General features: G+C 59.1%; 19 protein-coding genes. 10 read left to right on the top strand and 9 right to left on the bottom strand.

Features of this window, described 5'->3' with window-relative positions; genetic code table 11:
• The first annotated feature begins 97 nt into the window (after positions 1 to 97).
• Positions 98 to 943: a D-hexose-6-phosphate mutarotase gene (locus tag MOQ67_RS25030; RefSeq protein WP_448675667.1), complete on the top strand. Its 846-nt coding sequence runs from the start codon at positions 98 to 100 to the stop codon at positions 941 to 943.
• 132 nt (positions 944 to 1,075) lie between these two features.
• On the opposite strand, the gene MOQ67_RS25025 is transcribed toward MOQ67_RS25030, so the two are convergent.
• Positions 1,076 to 1,936 (bottom strand): MurR/RpiR family transcriptional regulator, encoded by an 861-nt coding sequence (locus MOQ67_RS25025; protein ID WP_253400433.1) that lies wholly within the window; start codon positions 1,934 to 1,936, stop codon positions 1,076 to 1,078.
• Between the two features lie 219 nt (positions 1,937 to 2,155).
• On the opposite strand from MOQ67_RS25025, the gene zwf reads away from it, so the two are divergent.
• Genes zwf through MOQ67_RS25010 form a run of 3 tightly spaced genes read left to right on the top strand, consistent with a single transcriptional unit; the run spans position 2,156 to position 5,005 of the window.
• Positions 2,156 to 3,622 carry a glucose-6-phosphate dehydrogenase gene (zwf, locus tag MOQ67_RS25020; protein WP_253398382.1) on the top strand — a complete coding sequence of 489 codons (1,467 nt, stop codon included), beginning with the start codon at positions 2,156 to 2,158 and terminating at the stop codon, positions 3,620 to 3,622.
• Positions 3,609 to 4,322, top strand: a complete 714-nt coding sequence (pgl, locus tag MOQ67_RS25015) for a 6-phosphogluconolactonase (protein WP_253398380.1) — start codon at positions 3,609 to 3,611, stop codon at positions 4,320 to 4,322. The genes zwf and pgl overlap by 14 nt, the downstream gene beginning before the upstream one ends.
• Positions 4,323 to 4,339: 17 nt before the next feature.
• Positions 4,340 to 5,005 carry a bifunctional 4-hydroxy-2-oxoglutarate aldolase/2-dehydro-3-deoxy-phosphogluconate aldolase gene (locus MOQ67_RS25010; protein WP_253398378.1) on the top strand — a complete coding sequence of 222 codons (666 nt, stop codon included), beginning with the start codon at positions 4,340 to 4,342 and terminating at the stop codon, positions 5,003 to 5,005.
• A 458-nt stretch (positions 5,006 to 5,463) separates the two neighbouring features.
• Here the strand turns inward: MOQ67_RS25010 and MOQ67_RS25005 are convergent, their stop codons facing one another.
• The gene (locus MOQ67_RS25005) at positions 5,464 to 6,639 is read right to left on the bottom strand and encodes an aminotransferase class V-fold PLP-dependent enzyme (RefSeq protein ID WP_448675666.1); all 1,176 of its coding nucleotides are present in this window, start codon (positions 6,637 to 6,639) and stop codon (positions 5,464 to 5,466) included.
• A gap of 11 nt (positions 6,640 to 6,650) precedes the next feature.
• Entirely contained in the window at positions 6,651 to 6,887 is a 237-nt protein-coding gene (locus MOQ67_RS25000; RefSeq protein WP_003213031.1) for a DUF3820 family protein, read from the bottom strand.
• 207 nt (positions 6,888 to 7,094) lie between these two features.
• Here MOQ67_RS25000 and MOQ67_RS24995 point away from each other — a divergent pair, with 207 nt between their 5' ends.
• A complete protein-coding gene (locus tag MOQ67_RS24995; protein WP_253398374.1) occupies positions 7,095 to 7,562 on the top strand; it encodes a ferritin-like domain-containing protein in 468 nt (155 codons plus the stop codon).
• Positions 7,563 to 7,616: 54 nt separating this feature from the next.
• Here the strand turns inward: MOQ67_RS24995 and MOQ67_RS24990 are convergent, their stop codons facing one another.
• The gene (locus MOQ67_RS24990; RefSeq protein WP_247407665.1) at positions 7,617 to 8,087 is read right to left on the bottom strand and encodes a MaoC family dehydratase; all 471 of its coding nucleotides are present in this window, start codon (positions 8,085 to 8,087) and stop codon (positions 7,617 to 7,619) included.
• Positions 8,088 to 8,144: 57 nt separating this feature from the next.
• Positions 8,145 to 9,089 (bottom strand): alpha/beta hydrolase, encoded by a 945-nt coding sequence (locus MOQ67_RS24985; protein ID WP_448675665.1) that lies wholly within the window; start codon positions 9,087 to 9,089, stop codon positions 8,145 to 8,147.
• 210 nt (positions 9,090 to 9,299) lie between these two features.
• Between MOQ67_RS24985 and fadD2 the strand changes: the two genes are divergently transcribed.
• On the top strand, positions 9,300 to 10,988 hold the full coding sequence (fadD2, locus tag MOQ67_RS24980; protein WP_247398466.1) for a long-chain-fatty-acid--CoA ligase FadD2: 1,689 nt from the start codon (positions 9,300 to 9,302) through the stop codon (positions 10,986 to 10,988).
• A 384-nt stretch (positions 10,989 to 11,372) separates the two neighbouring features.
• Positions 11,373 to 13,064, top strand: a complete 1,692-nt coding sequence (gene fadD1, locus MOQ67_RS24975) for a long-chain-fatty-acid--CoA ligase FadD1 (protein ID WP_321848779.1) — start codon at positions 11,373 to 11,375, stop codon at positions 13,062 to 13,064.
• 116 nt (positions 13,065 to 13,180) lie between these two features.
• On the opposite strand, the gene MOQ67_RS24970 is transcribed toward fadD1, so the two are convergent.
• Entirely contained in the window at positions 13,181 to 13,558 is a 378-nt protein-coding gene (locus MOQ67_RS24970) for a hypothetical protein (RefSeq protein WP_247398473.1), read from the bottom strand.
• 198 nt (positions 13,559 to 13,756) lie between these two features.
• Between MOQ67_RS24970 and MOQ67_RS24965 the strand changes: the two genes are divergently transcribed.
• The 3 genes from MOQ67_RS24965 (at position 13,757) to def (ending at position 15,617) form a co-directional block, all read left to right on the top strand.
• Positions 13,757 to 13,942, top strand: coding sequence for a CsbD family protein (locus MOQ67_RS24965; protein ID WP_448675664.1), 186 nt, complete (start codon positions 13,757 to 13,759; stop codon positions 13,940 to 13,942).
• A 181-nt stretch (positions 13,943 to 14,123) separates the two neighbouring features.
• The gene (locus MOQ67_RS24960; protein WP_253398366.1) at positions 14,124 to 15,074 is read left to right on the top strand and encodes a YihY/virulence factor BrkB family protein; all 951 of its coding nucleotides are present in this window, start codon (positions 14,124 to 14,126) and stop codon (positions 15,072 to 15,074) included.
• Positions 15,075 to 15,077: 3 nt separating this feature from the next.
• Positions 15,078 to 15,617: a peptide deformylase gene (gene def / locus MOQ67_RS24955; RefSeq protein WP_253398364.1), complete on the top strand. Its 540-nt coding sequence runs from the start codon at positions 15,078 to 15,080 to the stop codon at positions 15,615 to 15,617.
• Between the two features lie 34 nt (positions 15,618 to 15,651).
• Here the strand turns inward: def and MOQ67_RS24950 are convergent, their stop codons facing one another.
• From MOQ67_RS24950 to MOQ67_RS24940, 3 genes are all read right to left on the bottom strand, one after another.
• Positions 15,652 to 16,068, bottom strand: a complete 417-nt coding sequence (locus tag MOQ67_RS24950) for a GNAT family N-acetyltransferase (RefSeq protein WP_253398362.1) — start codon at positions 16,066 to 16,068, stop codon at positions 15,652 to 15,654.
• A gap of 323 nt (positions 16,069 to 16,391) precedes the next feature.
• Entirely contained in the window at positions 16,392 to 16,895 is a 504-nt protein-coding gene (locus MOQ67_RS24945; protein WP_448675663.1) for a hypothetical protein, read from the bottom strand.
• Between the two features lie 223 nt (positions 16,896 to 17,118).
• On the bottom strand, positions 17,119 to 17,547 hold the full coding sequence (locus MOQ67_RS24940) for a hypothetical protein (protein ID WP_321861771.1): 429 nt from the start codon (positions 17,545 to 17,547) through the stop codon (positions 17,119 to 17,121).
• Positions 17,548 to 17,662 lie beyond the last annotated feature (115 nt).

Below are 17,662 nucleotides of genomic sequence, written 5' to 3'. Positions count from 1 at the left end.
TGCGATAAGCTCTTTCTCTCTGTGCGCATTTTGCGGATAGCCATGGCTATCCGCTTTTTTTTGGGTTGCACTGTGAAGATATTCAGGACCGTGGCACATGCATGAGCATCCACTGCAACGCTTTTTCAAATCCCTGCGCGAGCGTCCGGTATTCGCCTGGGAGCGCTTCCAGGTGCGTGACGTGTTGGTGATCGACCATCCGCTGTGCCAGGCGGTATTCAGCCGGCAGGGCGCGCAATTGCTGCATTTTCAGCCCCGTGGGCAGAAACCCTGGTTATGGTGCGCGGCCAAGTGGCCGCAAGTCGGCGCTATTCGTGGCGGCGTGCCGGTGTGCTGGCCGTGGTATGGCCGGCATCCCAGCGAAAATGCGTGGCCGTCCCATGGTTGGGCGCGGCTGATCGACTGGAAACTGCTCGACAGCAGCACCGACGACGACGGCGTGCGCCTGCACTGGCAGTTGCGGTTGTGCGACTGGCAGGTGGACTTGCACGCGCACCTGGGCGAAACCCTGGAACTGCGCTTGAGTACCGAGCATCAGGATGAGCTGCCGTGCCAACTGAGCCATGCTTTGCACGCTTACTGGCGTATTGGCAATGTCGGTGAGATAGCGCTGTCTGGGCTCGACGGCGCGCAAGGGTATGACCAGCTCAATCGCCAGGCTTGCCAGCAGGAAGGCGAACTGCGCGTGGAGGGCGGGTGTCAGCGGGTGTTCCAGCATGAGGGCGAGTTACAGCTCAAGGACCACGCCTGGCAGCGCGAATTGTGCATCGACACCGGCGACAGCGCCGACACCGTGGTGTGGCACCCGGGCAGTCGGCCGCTGTTGGGCGTCAGTTTTAATGAGGCCTCGGGGTTTGTGTGCGTGGAGTCGGCAATGGCCGGGGCCAGCCTGGCGCCGGGAGAGCGGGCGCATTTGAGTTTGCAGGCCAGGGCTGGGGTTTAGCGCTGTTGCTGATAGCGTCTTCGCGAGCAAGCCTGCTCCCACATTTGAACCGCATTCCAAGGCAGGACTCGTCAAAATGTGGGAGCGGGCTTGCTCGCGAAAAGGCCGGGACTGCTGGAGGCATTGTCTGCCTCAGTTGAACTCATCTCCAACCGGATACCGGCTGTCATTCAAGCTCTCTTTGATCTTGCGCAGATGCGGCTGGAAATCCACGCCACGGCGCAACGTCATGCCGGTTGCCAGTACATCCAGCACCGTCAGTTGGATGATCCGCGAGGTCATCGGCATATAGATGTCGGTGTCTTCCGGCAGCGGAATGTTCAGGCTCACGGTGCTGACCTTGGCCAGCGGCGAGTTCTCGGCGGTCACGCCCAGCACCGATGCGCCGTTTTCCCGGGCAATACGCGCCACTTCCACCAGCTCGCGGGTACGTCCGGTGTAGGAGATGATCACGAACAGCTCGCCGGTGTGCGCCACCGAAGCAATCATGCGTTGCATCAGCACGTCGGCATGGGCGGTCACCGACAGGTTGAAGCGGAAAAACTTGTGCAGCGCATCCATGGCCACCGGTGCCGACGCGCCGAGGCCGAAGAAGTGGATCTGGCGCGCCTGGATCAACAGGTCCACGGCCTTGCTGATCAGGTTCGGGTCGAGGGCCTGGCAGGCGCTGTCCAGAGAGGCAATGGCGCTGCCGAAGATCTTCTGGGTGTAGGCCTCGGGGTTATCATCGGCCTCCACTGCGCGACTGACATACGCCGCACCGCTGGCCAGGCTTTGCGCCAGTTGCAATTTGAGTTCAGGGTAACCGCTGACACCAAACGAACGGCAGAAACGGTTGACCGTCGGTTCACTGACCGAGGCGGCTTGGGCGAGGGCTGCAATCGAGAAGCGGGTCGCCTGCTGCGGGTTGAGCAGGATGACCTCGGCGACTTTTTTCTCAGCCTTGTTCAATTCTTCGAGGCGGTTCCGGATCTGTTCCAGAAGATTTCGCACGCGGTCCATACAGTCTTTCCTTGGGGCGACGAAGCAAATAAAGGGCGGTCATCAATCGACGAGTGGCTCTTTGCGGTGGCCTATCCTACTGAGGGTAGCTGAACACCACCACTCGGAATGCGTATTTCGGGAAAATGTTGTGGTTATTACTACATTTTTCCTTGAGTGATGCCTTGAAAAAAGGTATTTGTAGCTTAACTTGATAAAAGAACAAACATCATGCCTTCGATAACCGTAGAACCCTGCACCTTTGCCCTGTTTGGCGCGTTGGGTGATCTGGCGCTGCGCAAGTTATTTCCTGCCCTCTATCAACTCGATGGTGCCGGGCTCTTGCACGACGACACGCGCATCCTGGCCCTGGCCCGCGAAGCCGGTTCCGAGCAACAGCACCTGGCGCATATTGAAACGGAATTGCGCAACTACGTCGGCAAGGAACTGGACGAGGCTATCGCCCAGCGTTTCCTGGCGCGCCTGACGTATGTTCACGTCGATTTCATGAATGCGGATGACTACGTGGTCCTGGCTGAAAAAGCCGGCACCGCGCAACGCCTGATCGCCTACTTCGCCACGCCTGCGGCGGTGTACGGGGCAATCTGCGAAAACCTGTCCAAGGTCGGCCTGGCGAACAATACCCGCGTGGTGCTGGAAAAACCCATCGGCTCGGACCTGGAATCTTCGCGCAAGGTCAACGACGCCGTCGCGCAGTTTTTTCCGGAAAACCGCACGTACCGCATCGACCATTACCTGGGCAAAGAAACCGTCCAGAACCTGATCGCCCTGCGTTTCGCCAACAGCCTGTTCGAGACCCAGTGGAACCAGAACTACATTTCCCACGTGGAAATCACCGTGGCCGAGCAGGTCGGCATCGAAGGCCGCTGGGGTTACTTCGACAAGGCCGGGCAACTGCGGGACATGATCCAGAATCACCTGCTGCAACTGCTTTGCCTGATCGCCATGGACCCGCCGGCCGACCTGTCCGCCGACAGCATCCGTGACGAGAAGGTCAAGGTGCTCAAGGCTCTGGCGCCGATCAGCCCGGATGGCCTGACCACCCAAGTGGTACGCGGCCAGTACATCGCCGGCTACAGCGCCGGCAAGCCGGTGCCGGGTTACCTCGAAGAAGAGAATTCCAACACCCAGAGCGATACCGAAACCTTCGTCGCCCTGCGTGCCGATATCCGCAACTGGCGCTGGGCCGGCGTGCCGTTCTACCTGCGCACCGGCAAGCGCATGCCGCAAAAGTTGTCGCAGATCGTCATCCACTTCAAGGAACCGTCCCACTATATCTTCGCCCCCGAGCAGCGCCTGCAGATCAGCAACAAACTGATCATCCGCCTGCAACCGGACGAAGGTATTTCCTTGCGCGTGATGACCAAGGAGCAGGGCCTGGACAAGGGCATGCAACTGCGCAGCGGGCCACTGCAACTGAATTTTTCCGACACCTATCGCAGCGCGCGGATTCCCGATGCCTACGAGCGGTTGTTGCTGGAAGTGATGCGCGGCAATCAGAACCTGTTTGTTCGCAAAGATGAAATCGAAGCCGCGTGGAAGTGGTGTGACCAGTTGATCGCCGGGTGGAAAAAATCCGGTGATGCGCCCAAGCCGTATGCGGCGGGTTCCTGGGGGCCGATGAGCTCCATTGCACTGATCACGCGGGATGGGAGGTCGTGGTATGGCGATATCTGAATTGAAACTGCCTCAGGGCGTCACTGCCCATGAGTACCGTTCGCCCGCGTTGCTGGCGGATGGCCTGGCCAATGACGTGGCCGAGCAACTGCGCGCGGCCATCAGTGCTCGTGGCGAAGCGACCCTGGTGGTGTCCGGTGGCCGCAGCCCCGTGGCGTTTTTCCAGAACCTGGCCAAGCAGGGCCTGGACTGGTCCAAGGTCACCATCAGCCTGGCCGACGAGCGTTGGGTGCCGGTGGAACACGCCGACAGCAATGCCGGCCTGTTGAAGAAATACCTGTTGCAAGGTCCGGCAGCCAAGGCCAAATTCCTCAGCCTGTACGCCGCCGCGGCCAATCTTGAAGACGCCGCCGAGCAGGCCGATCGCCTGCTGGCCGAACTGCCGGCCATTGATGTGCTGGTGCTGGGCATGGGCGACGACGGCCACACCGCGTCGCTGTTTCCCAACAGCCCGAACCTGAGCGAGGCCCTGCAGGCCGACGGTACCCGCCGTTGCTGGCCGATGCTGGCGCCGACCGTGCCGCGCCAGCGCCTGACCATGAGTCGCGCGCTGCTGGCCACGGCGAACTACACCGTACTGTCGATCTCCGGCAGTTCGAAATTGACCACCTTGAGCGCCGCGCTGGCCAGTGACGACGTTGCTGCCATGCCGATTCGCGCGTTTTTGCAACCTACTTTAGAGATTTACTGGTGCCCATGAGCCAAGGATCAGCCGCGATGAAAAGCCCTCAATCGACCGTGTCCATGGCGGATAAAGTTGCCCTGATCGACAGTCTCTGCGCCAAGGCGCGGATACTGCCAGTGATCACCATCGCCCGTGAACAGGACATCCTACCGCTGGCCGACGCCCTGGCAGCCGGTGGTTTGACCGCATTGGAAGTGACCCTGCGTTCCGAGTTTGGCCTCAAGGCCATTCAGGTCCTGCGCGAGCAGCGTCCGGAGTTGTGTACCGGCGCCGGCACCGTGCTTGATCGCCATATGCTCGAAGCGGCCACCGTTGCCGGCTCGCAATTTATCGTCACCCCCGGCATTACCCGCGACCTGCTTGAAGCCTCGGTACACAGCCCGATCCCGCTGCTGCCGGGTATCAGCAACGCCTCCGGGATCATGGAAGGCTATGGCCTGGGTTATCGCCGCTTCAAGCTGTTCCCGGCGGAAGTCAGCGGTGGCGTCGCAGCCATCAAAGCCCTGGGCGGCCCGTTTGGCGAAGTGAAATTCTGCCCGACCGGCGGCGTTAGCCCGGCCAATATCAAGAGCTACATGGCGTTGAAAAACGTGATGTGCGTGGGCGGTAGCTGGATGCTCGACCCCGAGTGGGTCAAGAACGGCGACTGGGCACGTATCCAGGAAGTCACCGCTGAGGCGCTGGCACTGCTGGACTGAGCTGATTTATCGAATCGTTGTTGCTGTGCTTAACGGCATTTTTTGCGGTGCACTTGGTCGGTGTGCCGCTTTTTTTTGCCTGCGCAAAACCTTGAACCCAACACACATCCAAATGTGGGAGGGGGCTTGCCCCCGATAGCGGTCTATCAGCCAATTTTTTCGCTGACTGACACTCTGCTATCGGGGGCAAGCCCCCTCCCACATTTTTAGTCCGCACTCAGTGCGGTGATGGCTTTGATCTGTGCGTGGATGTCTGCGGTTGATGTCACCCACCCCCGCGTCATCCGGATACTTTACGGTGCGGCTTGGCCGGCGTGGCGCTTTTTTTGCCTGCGCAAAACCTTGAACCCAACACACATCCAAATGTGGGAGGGGGCTTGCCCCCGATAGCGGTCTATCAGCCAATATTTTCGCTGACTGTCACTCTGCTATCGGGGGCAAGCCCCCTCCCACATTTTTCAGTCCGCGCTCAGTGCGGTGATGGCGCTGACCAGTAAATCGATGTCCGCCGCGGACGTCACCAAGCCCGGCGTCACCCGGATACAGGTGCCAAACGACGCGCCCACTCGAGTGGTGGTGAACAGGTTGTAGTCCCTGAGCAGGCGGTCTGCCATCACTTGCTGATCGCGCCCGATGAACGTGAACGCCGTGATCCCGCAATACAATCGCGGGTCATCCGAGGTCAGCACTTCAATTCCCGGTAATGGCCGCACCTGGCGCACCCACAGATCCCGCAGGTAATTCACGCGTGCGCCTTTGGCCGCCGCGCCGCCCAATGCGCGGTGTTCTTCAAATACCCGCGGCAAGGTCATCAGCGCCGGGAAGTTCGGCGTGCTGTACGGCGTGCGGGCGCGCACGTCGGTGGCGGGGTAGTGGAACTCACCCATGTCCGGGTCGATGTCTGCCAGGCGTTCGGTGGCTATGTAAAGAAAGCCTAGAGTCAGCGGCGCGCCGATCCATTTGTGCAGGTTGAAGCCGGCGAAGGCGATACCCAGCTCGGCGAGGTTGAACTCGATCTGGCCGAGGGCGTGGGCGCCGTCGAGGATCACATCGACAGCGTGTTCGCGCGCCGTTTTGGCAATGGCCTCGACCGGCATGACCAGGCCGGTGCGGTGGGTCACGTAGGTCAACGCCATCAGTTTCAGGCGGGGGTATTGGATGAAGGCATCGCGATAGCTTTGCAGCAAACTGTCGAAACTGGCCGGGTGGGTGTGGGAGATTTCGATCACTTCCACTCCCCTGTAGCTGGCCAACCAGCGCATGGCGCCCTTGACCGTGTCGTACTCCAGGTCGCTGATCAGCACTTGGTCGCCCGGCTGCAGGCGGTTGTAGTTGCGGATCAGCGACTGCAAGGCTTCGGTGGCGTTGCGGGTGAAGGCGACCGACTCGGGGTCGGCGTCGATCAGCTCGGCCAGTTGGTGGCGGATCTCGACGTTTTCGCCTTGCTCGAAACGCTGACGCACATGCACCGCGTTACTGCGGTTGATAAACGCGACGTGCTCAAGGTACTGCGCCTGTACCGCGCGGCTCATGCGCCCGAAGTAGCCATTTTCCAGGTTGATCGGGCCAGGCTCCAGCTCATAGTGCTCGGCGATGGCCTGCCAGTGGGGTTCGTTGGCTGCATTCCATGGCATGGCGTGGGTTCCTAATGGCGAGGCGCGGGTTTGCCGTGCTTGGCGCGCAGCGGTTCCAGCAGTTCGGACAGGCCGTTGTGGTCAATTTCCTGCATCAATGCCAGCAACCCGCCCAGCTCGCCGTGGGGGAAACCTTCACGGGCGAACCAGTTCAGGTAGGGGCCAGGCAGGTCGGCGATGATCCGTCCCTTGTACTTGCCGAAGGGCATTTCGCGGGTAATCAGCAGTTCGAGTTTTTCGGGATTCATGACGGCTCAGGCGTTTGCATCGAGGTCTTCGAAAATACAGGCATTCTGCATGAAGGCCAAATGACAGATCATGCAAATAACGCACATACAGAACCTTCATATATTTTTAAAATGTTGAAATTAAAAGAGAAAGTCGTTTTTTAAAACCTGGCACGGGCGCTGCAACCATTCAGACAACCTTTCTCAACCGGCATAAGGAACTGAAAAATGACTGATATCAATAAAGAGTCCATCTCGGTACTGAACGACCTGATCGAAACCAGCATCGACGGTCAAAAAGGTTTTAAAGCGTGCGCTGACGACATCAAGCATCCAGAACTCAAAGCGCTGTTTGCCAAGCGCTCCGCAGACTGCACCACCGCTGCGGCCGAGCTGAAAACCGCCGTGCGTGCCCTGGGTGGCGACCCGGAAAATTCCGGCAGCGTTGCCGGCGCCCTGCACCGTGGCTGGGTCGATGTGAAGTCGATGGTGACTGGCAAAGACGAAGAGGCCGTATTGAACGAAGCCGAGCGCGGTGAAGACCACGCACTCAAGGCTTACAAAGAAGCGATCGAGAAGATCGACAAGCACAACCTGCTGGGTATTCGTGACCTGGTTGAGCGTCAGTACCACGGCGTGCAACGCAATCACGATCAAGTGAAAGCCCTGCGTAACCAGGCTCGCGCTCAGTCGTGAGTCGTCGCTGAATAAAAAATCCCCGCCGATGCGGGGATTTTTTATGGGGGCTGATCAGCCGATGGTGATGGCCGGTAGCTCGGTCAACGTCACGACCAGTTGCTTGCGTGGCGCGAGGATCTCCGCCTCTCCATCCACCACCAGTTCATCGCGCTGGTTGAACACGCGGGTGGCGATACGCACGCGGAACTTCGGCAGCTTCTCGAGAATTTCCAGACGCACGGTCAGGGTGTCGCCGATTTTCACCGGCTTCTGGAAGCTCATCTGCTGGCCGATATAGATTGTGCCCGGCCCAGGCAGCTCACAGGCAACGGCCGCACTGATCAGGGCGCCGCTGAACATGCCGTGGGCAATTCGCTCCTTGAACATGGTCGCCTTGGCAAATTCGGCATCCAGGTGCAGGGGGTTGTGGTCGCCGGACATGGCGGCGAACAACTGGATATCGCGCTCTTCGACGGTCTTGCTGTAGCTGGCGGTCTGGCCGACTTCGAGGGCTTCGTAAGGGGTGTTGGTTACCTGGGTCATCTAAAGGTGCATCCTGTGGCTAATCGATAATTTAATTGGCTGATTTTAAACGAAAAATTATTCGCAGCGAGCCGGCCTGCGCAAGGTCAGGGCCTGGTCGAGCCACGTCAGCACATCCGCGGTGACTTCGTCGCGGTTGGTTTCGTTGAACACTTCGTGACGCGCCTGCGGGTAGATATTCAGTTGCAGGTTCTGGCAGCCGGCCTCACGCAGGGCATGGGCCAGGCTTTTGAGACGCTTGCCTTCACTCACCGGATCACATTCGCCGCCGATCACCAGAATGGGCAAGCCCGGATCGATCTGCGCGAGATTGGACGCTTTGCTGATTTGCTGCAAGCCGCCCAGCAGGTCGAACCACAGTTGGTTGGTGCAGCGGAACCCGCAGAGCGGATCGTGGAGGTAGCGGTCGACTTCATCCGGGTCACGGCTGAGCCAGTCGAAAGCCGTGCGGTTGGGCTTGAACGCTTGGTTGAACGAGCCGAACGACAGGCACTCAATCAGCGCACTGCGACCGCGCAAGCCCTGGCGCAGGCGTTCGGCACGGGCGATCAGCCGCGCGGCGCGGTACAGCGCCACCGGCTGGAAATTCGAACCGCTGAGAACCGCCCCATGCAGGCTGGCACTGTGGTGCAGCAGGTAGGCCTGGGCGATATAGCTGCCCATGCTGTGGCCCAGCAAAATGATCGGCACTCCCGGCAACCGCTGGCCGATGTGCTGGTTGAGGCTGGCCAGGTCGCCCACCACCTTGTTCCAACCGTCCTGCTCGGCGAACAGGCCCAGGGTGCCCTCGTCGGCGGTGCGGCCATGACCACGCTGGTCCAGGGCAAACACACCGTAGCCCGTCCCGCACAACGCTTCGGCCAGGCGCACATAGCGTCCGCCGTGCTCGGCCATGCCATGAGACACCATGATCAACGCCTTCGGCGGCGCTTCCGGCAGCCATTGATTGACGTACAGGCGGCTGTGGTCATTCGCGGTCAGCCAGAAAGTGGTGTGGTTCATGGCGCTTCCTTTACTCAGGGTCGTTGCAGTGTATAGCTCATCCTCGGACAGCCGTCTGATCAGTACAGACCCTTGTAGGAAGATTCACGCAATTAATGACGCTCTTTCCTGTATTTGCCTGTTTGGCCATAGCTGCTAACGTCCCCGAAGCTCCGCTTTTTATAGCAGCAGAAAAGCGGCTGGGCACATTCAGGTAAGAGGACAAGAATAATGCAACCTGATTTCTGGAATGACAAACGCGCGGCGGGCGTTCCCAACGAGATCGATCTGAGCGCCTACACGTCAGTGATCGAAGTCTTCGAGCGTTCCTGCAAGGCCTTTGCCGACCGTCCGGCGTTCAGCAGCATGGGCGTCACCCTGACCTACGCCGAGCTTGAGCGCCAGAGTGCGGCGTTCGCCGGTTACCTGCAGCAGCACACCGACCTCAAGCCGGGCGATCGCATCGCGGTGCAGATGCCCAACGTGCTGCATTACCCGATTGCCGTGTTCGGTGCGTTGCGCGCGGGGCTGATCGTGGTCAACACCAACCCGCTGTACACCCCGCGGGAGATGCGACACCAGTTCAAGGACGCCGGCATTCGTGCCCTGGTCTACCTCAACCTGTTCGGTTCACGGGTGCAGGAAGTCTGCACCGACACCGAGATCGACTACCTGATCGAAGCGAAGATGGGCGACTTCATGCCGGCAGCCAAAGGCTGGCTGGTCAACACCCTTGTCGACAAAGTGAAGAAGATGGTCCCGGCCTATCACTTGCCGCGTGCAGTGTCGTTCAAGCGCGCCTTGCGCATGGGCGCAGGGCAGGGCGTGACGCGCCATCCGGTGACTCTCGATGACATCGCCGTGCTGCAATACACCGGCGGCACCACCGGCTTGGCCAAGGGCGCGATGCTCACTCACGGCAATCTGGTGGCGAACATGCAGCAGGTGCGCGCCTGCATGTCGCAGACCGGCGAGGATGGCCACCCGCTGATCAAGGAGGGCCAGGAAGTGATGATCGCGCCGCTGCCGCTTTACCACATCTATGCATTCACCGCGAATTGCATGTGCATGATGGTCTCCGGCAACCACAACGTGTTGATCACCAACCCGCGGGATATCGCGGGCTTTATCAAGGAACTGAAAAACTGGCGCTTCACCGGCTTGCTCGGGCTCAACACGTTGTTTGTGGCGTTGATGGACCACCCCGATTTCAAGAGCCTGGACTTCTCCCATCTCAAACTCACCAACTCCGGTGGCACGGCGCTGATCAAGGCCACCGCCGAACGTTGGGAGCAGCTCACCGGCTGTGCGATTGGCGAAGGGTATGGCCTGACGGAAACGTCGCCGGTGGCCAGCACCAACCCGTATGGCAACAAGTCACGCCTGGGCACCGTGGGCATCCCTGTGCCGGGCACGGCGATGAAGGTGATCGATGACGACGGCGTCGAGTTGCCCCTGGGCGAGCGCGGCGAGCTGTGCATCAAGGGCCCGCAGGTGATGAAGGGCTACTGGCAGCAACCGGCCGCCACCGCCGAGGCGCTGGACGCCGAGGGGTGGCTCAAGACTGGCGATATTGCCGTGATCGACGAGGATGGATTTATACGCATCGTGGATCGCAAGAAGGACCTGATCATCGTCTCGGGTTTCAACGTGTACCCCAACGAGATTGAAGACGTGGTGATGGCTCACCCTGCGGTGGCCAACTGCGCAGTGATCGGCGTACCGGATGAGCGCACGGGGGAGGCGGTGAAGCTGTTTGTGGTGGCGCGTGCCGAAGGCGTGAGCCTTGAGGAGTTGAAGAGCTACTGCAAGACCAACTTCACGGGGTACAAAGTGCCCAAGCACATCGTGTTGCGTGAGTCGTTGCCGATGACGCCGGTGGGCAAGATCCTGCGGCGCGAGTTGCGCGACATCGCCTGATTTGAAAGGCAGTCAACAATGTGGGAGGGGGCTTGCTCCCGATGGCAGTGAATCAGTCACCAAATGTGTTGGCTGATTTACCGCCATCGGGAGCAAGCTCCCTCCCACATTTGTCTGCGTTTATCTCGTTAAGCCCTGTTCTAGAGCCATTTTCAAGCGTATAGAATTTTTGCTCTAAAAATGACTATTAGTTATTCATGAGTCATGTTTATGACTGTAGGGGCCTCTTTTGGCTCTAGTCGGCCCTTGGCAAAGCTGCTACTCTCGGCGCGCTTTGTGACCTCTCGGCCTGCTTAAACGCGCCAGACTCACCTAAAAAACACACACCAATAATAATCGCATCAAATGCGATGATGAATTCGCGTCGCTGAGGAGTGGGCTTCCATGAACGTAGACTTTTGGAAGGATAAGTACCCCGCCGGGATTGCTGCAGACATCAATCCAGACGAGTATCCAAATATTCAGGCGGTACTGAAACAGTCCTGCCAGCGCTTCGCCAACAAACCGGCTTTCAGCAACCTGGGCAAGACAATCACCTACGGTGAGTTGTACGAATTGTCCGGCGCTTTCGCTGCGTACCTGCAACAGCATACCGATTTGAAGCCCGGCGATCGAATCGCCGTGCAACTGCCCAACGTCCTGCAATACCCGGTCGCTGTGTTCGGCGCCATCCGTGCCGGCCTGATAGTGGTCAACACCAACCCGCTGTACACCGCGCGGGAAATGGAACACCAATTCAATGACTCCGGGGCCAAGGCCCTGGTCTGCCTGGCCAACATGGCGCATCTGGCTGAAAAAGTCGTGCCCAAGACCGCCGTCAAACACGTGATCGTCACCGAAGTCGCCGACCTGCTGCCGCCGCTCAAGCGCCTGCTGATCAACAGCGTCATCAAGTACGTGAAGAAAATGGTCCCGGCCTATCACTTGCCCAAGTCGATCAAGTTCAACGACGTGCTGGCCAAGGGGCACGGCCAACCGGTCAATGACGTCAGCCCGGCCAGCAGCGACGTGGCGGTGCTGCAATATACCGGCGGCACCACCGGCGTGGCCAAGGGGGCGATGCTGACCCACCGTAACCTGGTGGCCAACATGCTGCAGTGCAAGGCGCTGATGGGCTCCAACCTCAACGAAGGCTGCGAGATCCTGATCACCCCGCTGCCGCTGTACCACATCTATGCGTTCACCTTTCATTGCATGGCGATGATGCTGATCGGCAACCACAACATCCTGATCAGCAACCCGCGTGACCTGCCGGCGATGGTCAAGGAACTGTCGAAGTGGAAGTTCAGCGGTTTTGTCGGCCTGAACACGCTGTTCGTCGCGCTGTGCAATAACGAAGGCTTCCGCAAGCTGGACTTTTCTGGGTTGAAAGTCACCCTGTCGGGCGGCATGGCCCTGCAACTGGCGGCGGCCGAGCGCTGGAAAGCCGTGACCGGCTGCGACATCTGCGAAGGCTACGGCATGACCGAGACCAGCCCGGTGGCGACGGTCAACCCGATCCAGAAGATCCAGATCGGCACCATCGGCATTCCGGTGCCGTCGACCCTGTGCAAAGTCATCACCGACGACGGCGTCGAGCTGGGCCTGGGCGAGGTTGGCGAGCTGTGCGTCAAAGGCCCGCAGGTCATGAAGGGCTACTGGCAGCGTGAAGACGCTACCGCCGAAATCCTCGACAGCGAAGGTTGGTTGAAGACCGGTGACATTGCGATCATCCAGCCGGATGGCTACATGCGCATTGTCGACCGCAAAAAAGACATGATTCTGGTCTCCGGTTTCAACGTCTACCCCAACGAACTGGAAGATGTGCTGGCGACTCTGCCGGGCGTGCTGCAATGCGCTGCCATCGGTGTGCCGGACGAGAAGTCCGGGGAGCACATCAAGATCTTCATCGTGGTCAAGCCAGGTGCCACCCTGACCAAGGACCAGGTGATGGAGCATATGCGCGCTAACGTCACCGGCTACAAGGTGCCCAAGGCCGTTGAATTCCGTGATGTCTTGCCGATCACCAACGTGGGTAAGATCCTGCGTCGAGAGTTGCGCGATGAAGAGCTGAAGAAGCTGGGCCTGAAAAAGTAACCCGGCCCAAATGTGGGAGGGGGCTTGCCCCCGATTGCAGAGTGACAGTCACTACATCGGGTGACTGATCCACCGCTATCGGGGGCAAGCCCCCTCCTACATTTGAAATACAGTGCTTAGAGGGCAAGCTGCGCGAAGCTCACGCCCGCACCGGCTGGGCGCACATCCTTGAGGAACGAGTCCTTGTCTGCGCTCAGTTCCAGCGTGATTTCCGGCTTGCGCTTGCCGGCATTGCGCACCACCAGGCCTTCGAGCTTTTCACGCAGGAACACCGTCGGCACCTTCAGGTGCAGCAACTGGTCAGTCTCGGCGTTGTGCAGCAACAAGTGAATCCACTCGTACTGGCCCACCGCGATCCGTGCCACCGGCAGGTCGAACCACCAGATGTTGCGTTTGCGGTCCAGGTCGGTGAAGTGGCAGTTGTTGACGCCGAGTACGGCACCGCCCAGTTCCTGGTTTCTGCGGGCGATGGCCTGTGCTTTATTGAGTTTCATAACCTTCCTACGGGATCTGTTATTCAGCGTTGTAGCCTGAATGTGCCGCGCATTCTCGTGGGTTGGCCGCAAAACATAAAGCCAAACCTGCTGCCGGCGATGAAATGCGCGCACAAAATAATTGAAACTCTGCCGAACAGCCTCGGGTCAATCTCTACGTAATGACCAAAACCCCTCGATTGTTCCAGGAGAAATACCATGAGCAGTACATCGGATAAGGTAAAAGGCGTCGCGAACGAAGCTGTCGGCAACATCAAGCAAGGTATTGGCAAAGTGACCGGCAACGACAAGTTGCGCGCTGAAGGTATGGTCCAGGAAAAGAAAGGCGAAGTGCAGAAAGCCGTAGGTGATGCCAAGGATGCGGTGAAGAAAGCGATCAAGTGATCCTCGATCGCTGGCTGAGTTCATCCAGCCCGACGGCCATCCACGGATGGCCGTTTTTGTGTCACCTGATGCGGTTAATCTTTCGAAATTGTTTCAAGGTCGCCAAATAGGCTACCTTGATGTAGAAAACGGCCCCTGAGTCGCCCATGAACCTGATCTTTTTGCGGCGAAAGGAGACGCTATGATTTTTCCGGTACTCGATGGTCTCAAGCTGCACAAAGTGCTGGTGCGCACGGTCACGGAGTTCGTCAACGACGAGATGTCCACCTACGCCTCGGCGCTGGCCTACCAGATGCTGTTTTCCTTGTTTCCGTTCCTGCTGTTCCTCATTGCGTTGATCGGTTTCCTGCATTTACCGGACTTCTTCACCTGGCTGCGCCTGCAGTCGGAGCTGGTGTTGCCGCCCCAGGCCCTGGAGCAGGTCAACCCGGTGATCGACCAGTTGCAGCAGTCCAAGGGCGGCCTGCTCTCGGTGGGTATCGTGATTGCCCTGTGGACCGCGTCGGCCGGTGTGCGCCTGATGATGAGCGCGATGAACGCCGCCTACGACGTGGTCGAAGGGCGACCGATCTGGAAGCGTTTCCCACTGTCGGTTTTCTACACCGTCGGCATCGCCGGCATGTTGCTCGCCGCCGCCGCGCTGATGGTGCTCGGCCCGCAGGTCATGGAATGGCTGGCAGGGCAGATCGGCATGCAGGAATTCGTGGTCACGCTGTGGACCATCCTGCGTTGGCCGCTGATTGTGATCCTGCTGATGTTCGCCGTGGCTCTCATGTATTACGTGATGCCCGACGTGCAGCAGAAATTCCGCTTCATCACTCCAGGCTCGGTGCTGGCGGTGGTGGTGTGGATCGTTGCGTCCCTGGGCTTTGGCTACTACGTCAAAACCTTCGCCGACTACAACGCCATGTATGGCAGCATCGGCGCGATCATTGTTTTGCTCCTGTACTTCTATATTTCCGCCGCCGTGCTGTTGCTGGGGGCGGAGATGAATGCCGTGATCGAGCACATGTCGGCCGAAGGCAAGGATCCAGGGGAAAAGACCTTCGATGAAAACACCCACGCAGGTGAAAAAAAGCACGTCTCCGGCCTTGGCCGGGACCATTCCAAGCCCACTCCCGACGAAGTCTGATCGATGATCCGTGAAATCCTGAAAATGGGCGACGAGCGCCTGCTGCGTATCGCCCCGCCGGTCCCGCCGGAAATGTTCGACAGCCCTGAGTTGTGGCAACTGATCGATGACATGTTCCAGACCATGGAACACGTCGGCGGTGTCGGCTTGGCCGCACCGCAGATCGGCGTTGACCTGCAACTGGTGATATTTGGTTTCGAGAGCAGCGAACGCTACCCGGATGCCCCGGCTGTGGCACAGACGATCCTGATCAACCCGCTGATCACACCGCTCAGTCCGCTCATGGAAGAGGGTTACGAAGGCTGCCTGTCCGTGCCCGGCCTGCGCGGCGCGGTGGATCGTTACCAGCAGATCCGCTACGAAGGCTTCGACCCCAAGGGCGAGCCGATCATCCGCATTGCCGATGGTTTCCATGCGCGGGTGGTGCAGCACGAGTGCGATCACCTGATCGGCCGCTTGTACCCGTCGCGGATTACCGATTTCAGCAAGTTCGGGTTCATCGAGGTGATGTTCCCCGACATGGACCCGACGGCCGACGACTAGCCTCCCGACACAACACAACGCCAACCAGGGGAGGTTATACGGCTCGTTCCAAGCCCATCGCGATCATCGGCTTGTTGCGCTTGTAGCGCACCAACCGTTCGCTGAGGGACTGGGGCAGCACGGTATCCTGGGTGAAACCCATGCGTTGATACCAACCCTCCAGGTCCGGATGACACATCAGCCAGACCGTACCCACCCCATCGGCCACCGCTCGACGAATCAAGCGCGCCGCCAGCCCCTGACCACGATAGGCCGGGTCGACAAACACCCCGGTCAGCCATTGCCCGCCCACCACCGGCGTCAGGCATAAACCGGCAACGATCTCGCGGTCCCGCGCCACCCACAGACATCCGCCCTTGAGTGCCTTCATCGGCGAATCGTGGTGGCGGTAAAACTTGTTCAGCAGCGGCCACAGGGGCTCTGCCAGCGGTTCGATGTGCAATTCGGGCATGGTGTTCAGGCAGGCGTTATCAAGGGCCGGGGATTATAAGCGCCTAATGTGTGGCAATAGGTGGTATACCCAATGTTACATCCCCTGTAAGTGGAGCATGCATCATGGCCAAAGGTATGGATTCAAAGAAAGCCGCGAAGAAGAAACCGGCAAAGACCGCCGATGAAAAACGCGCGGACAAGAAAACCAAAAAATCCGAGACAGGGCTGTTCGGTCACTGAGTTAAAAACCTACGCTTTGTAAGCTGTTCCCGCCTCACCGCACAGAGCAGGACATACCTGCTCTGAGCTGTCGATAGCCAACTCGCGTCAAGTCCGTATCGCTTAGATCGCGGCCAGGGTCTCTTTCACCGCCTGCGCCTGCGGTTCTGTCGTCTTCGCCGCTACCTGTTGCTCTTGCTGCTGCTTCACGCGATCAGCCACTTGCTTGGCGATTGCATCCTGTTTTTCCTGCGGCATTGCCTGCACTTCTGCCTCGGTCAACCCCTGCTCCTTGAGCAACTGTTCGCGAATGCGTTCGGCCGGGGTTTTGCTTATGTAATCGGTGAAGTCTGCGCGGGCGGAACTGGTGGTAGAGTCGGCGGCGGGCACATCCGTGGTGGTCGCCTTTGAGGTCTGCAACTGCACACGGGTCTTGGCGAAGGCTTCATCGATGCGGCTGGAGGCTTTGTCCAGATCTTTCGGCACAACCGGTACGGTCACGCTTTGCTGCGCCGTTTGCAAGGCGCCGCTGTACAGCGTGCTGGCGGCGGCGTTGGCGGGGTCCATGTCGGGGCGCTTGAGCTGTTGGACGGTCGACAAGGCCTGAGTGTTGTTGTTAACCAGCATGATCGGTCACCTGTGTAAATGTTCGGTGCCTCAGCTGGAGCAAATAGCATGCCGGGTGCCAACCCCCTGGTTTTACTGGAGCTGACGTGGCCATCGCGGCAAGGATTGTCCCGTCGACGGCCAAGCGTTGCCGTCAATGGGCGATGTTTTCCAACGCCCGGTGGCGTATGGCACTCCTGGACATTCGCTGACTAATCGCACGAGGGTTCAGTCGATGATGGGTTTAAGCGCCTGTAAGATTCAACTCGCCTTGGGTGACCTCCAGCGGTTCTTCCCCCTCGGGCACCCGTAGAGAGGTGAACGAGAATGTCGCAGTGACGTGCCGATGTTCCGGATCGATCACCGTGAGGTGCAATTCCCCGCTGCTGGGCTGGTAAGTCCATGGGGTCGGTCCAAGCGCATGGTAGTAATAGACCTGAACCTTGCTTTTTTCTTGGGCAACATCATATGTGCCAGGCTGGATATCGTTAGCCAATTGAAAGCTCATCAGCCGCTGGCCTTGATTACTCTTGGCGTCGATAAAAATAGCTTCAGGAAACTCGTGAAATTGGATGTCTTCGGATGTGAAGTTTCCAATGGGATCGTTGATGTTCGCTGTTACCAAGCCATCTGCAGGCTGCGATTTCAGGGCCCGTGACCGATCGTTATCCATGAGCGGATGCCTCTGAGAGGTTATAGGAATTGGGAGCGCCCAATCACTTCGCTGTCAGTCAAACGTCGGTAACGGGTAGCGTCTACTGTCAATGTTGACAGGTAGGCCGCAGTAT

This window comes from Pseudomonas sp. LY-1 (assembly GCF_053502595.1).
The sequence above is the reverse complement of the archived record's forward strand: the minus strand, read 5'-3'. Positions and strand labels throughout refer to the sequence as shown.

Coding starts and splice junctions, on each gene's coding strand:
- fadD1 (WP_321848779.1), top strand. CDS start 11,373: ATGAACGTAGACTTTTGGAAGGATAAGTACCCCGCCGGGATTGCTGCA.
- MOQ67_RS24990 (WP_247407665.1), bottom strand. CDS start 8,087: ATGACCCAGGTAACCAACACCCCTTACGAAGCCCTCGAAGTCGGCCAG.
- MOQ67_RS24965 (WP_448675664.1), top strand. CDS start 13,757: ATGAGCAGTACATCGGATAAGGTAAAAGGCGTCGCGAACGAAGCTGTC.
- pgl (WP_253398380.1), top strand. CDS start 3,609: ATGGCGATATCTGAATTGAAACTGCCTCAGGGCGTCACTGCCCATGAG.
- MOQ67_RS25000 (WP_003213031.1), bottom strand. CDS start 6,887: ATGAATCCCGAAAAACTCGAACTGCTGATTACCCGCGAAATGCCCTTC.
- MOQ67_RS24985 (WP_448675665.1), bottom strand. CDS start 9,089: ATGAACCACACCACTTTCTGGCTGACCGCGAATGACCACAGCCGCCTG.
- MOQ67_RS24995 (WP_253398374.1), top strand. CDS start 7,095: ATGACTGATATCAATAAAGAGTCCATCTCGGTACTGAACGACCTGATC.
- MOQ67_RS25030 (WP_448675667.1), top strand. CDS start 98: ATGCATGAGCATCCACTGCAACGCTTTTTCAAATCCCTGCGCGAGCGT.
- def (WP_253398364.1), top strand. CDS start 15,078: ATGATCCGTGAAATCCTGAAAATGGGCGACGAGCGCCTGCTGCGTATC.
- MOQ67_RS24970 (WP_247398473.1), bottom strand. CDS start 13,558: ATGAAACTCAATAAAGCACAGGCCATCGCCCGCAGAAACCAGGAACTG.
- MOQ67_RS25010 (WP_253398378.1), top strand. CDS start 4,340: ATGAAAAGCCCTCAATCGACCGTGTCCATGGCGGATAAAGTTGCCCTG.
- MOQ67_RS24960 (WP_253398366.1), top strand. CDS start 14,124: ATGATTTTTCCGGTACTCGATGGTCTCAAGCTGCACAAAGTGCTGGTG.
- fadD2 (WP_247398466.1), top strand. CDS start 9,300: ATGCAACCTGATTTCTGGAATGACAAACGCGCGGCGGGCGTTCCCAAC.
- MOQ67_RS24950 (WP_253398362.1), bottom strand. CDS start 16,068: ATGCCCGAATTGCACATCGAACCGCTGGCAGAGCCCCTGTGGCCGCTG.
- MOQ67_RS25005 (WP_448675666.1), bottom strand. CDS start 6,639: ATGCCATGGAATGCAGCCAACGAACCCCACTGGCAGGCCATCGCCGAG.
- MOQ67_RS24940 (WP_321861771.1), bottom strand. CDS start 17,547: ATGGATAACGATCGGTCACGGGCCCTGAAATCGCAGCCTGCAGATGGC.
- MOQ67_RS24945 (WP_448675663.1), bottom strand. CDS start 16,895: ATGCTGGTTAACAACAACACTCAGGCCTTGTCGACCGTCCAACAGCTC.
- zwf (WP_253398382.1), top strand. CDS start 2,156: ATGCCTTCGATAACCGTAGAACCCTGCACCTTTGCCCTGTTTGGCGCG.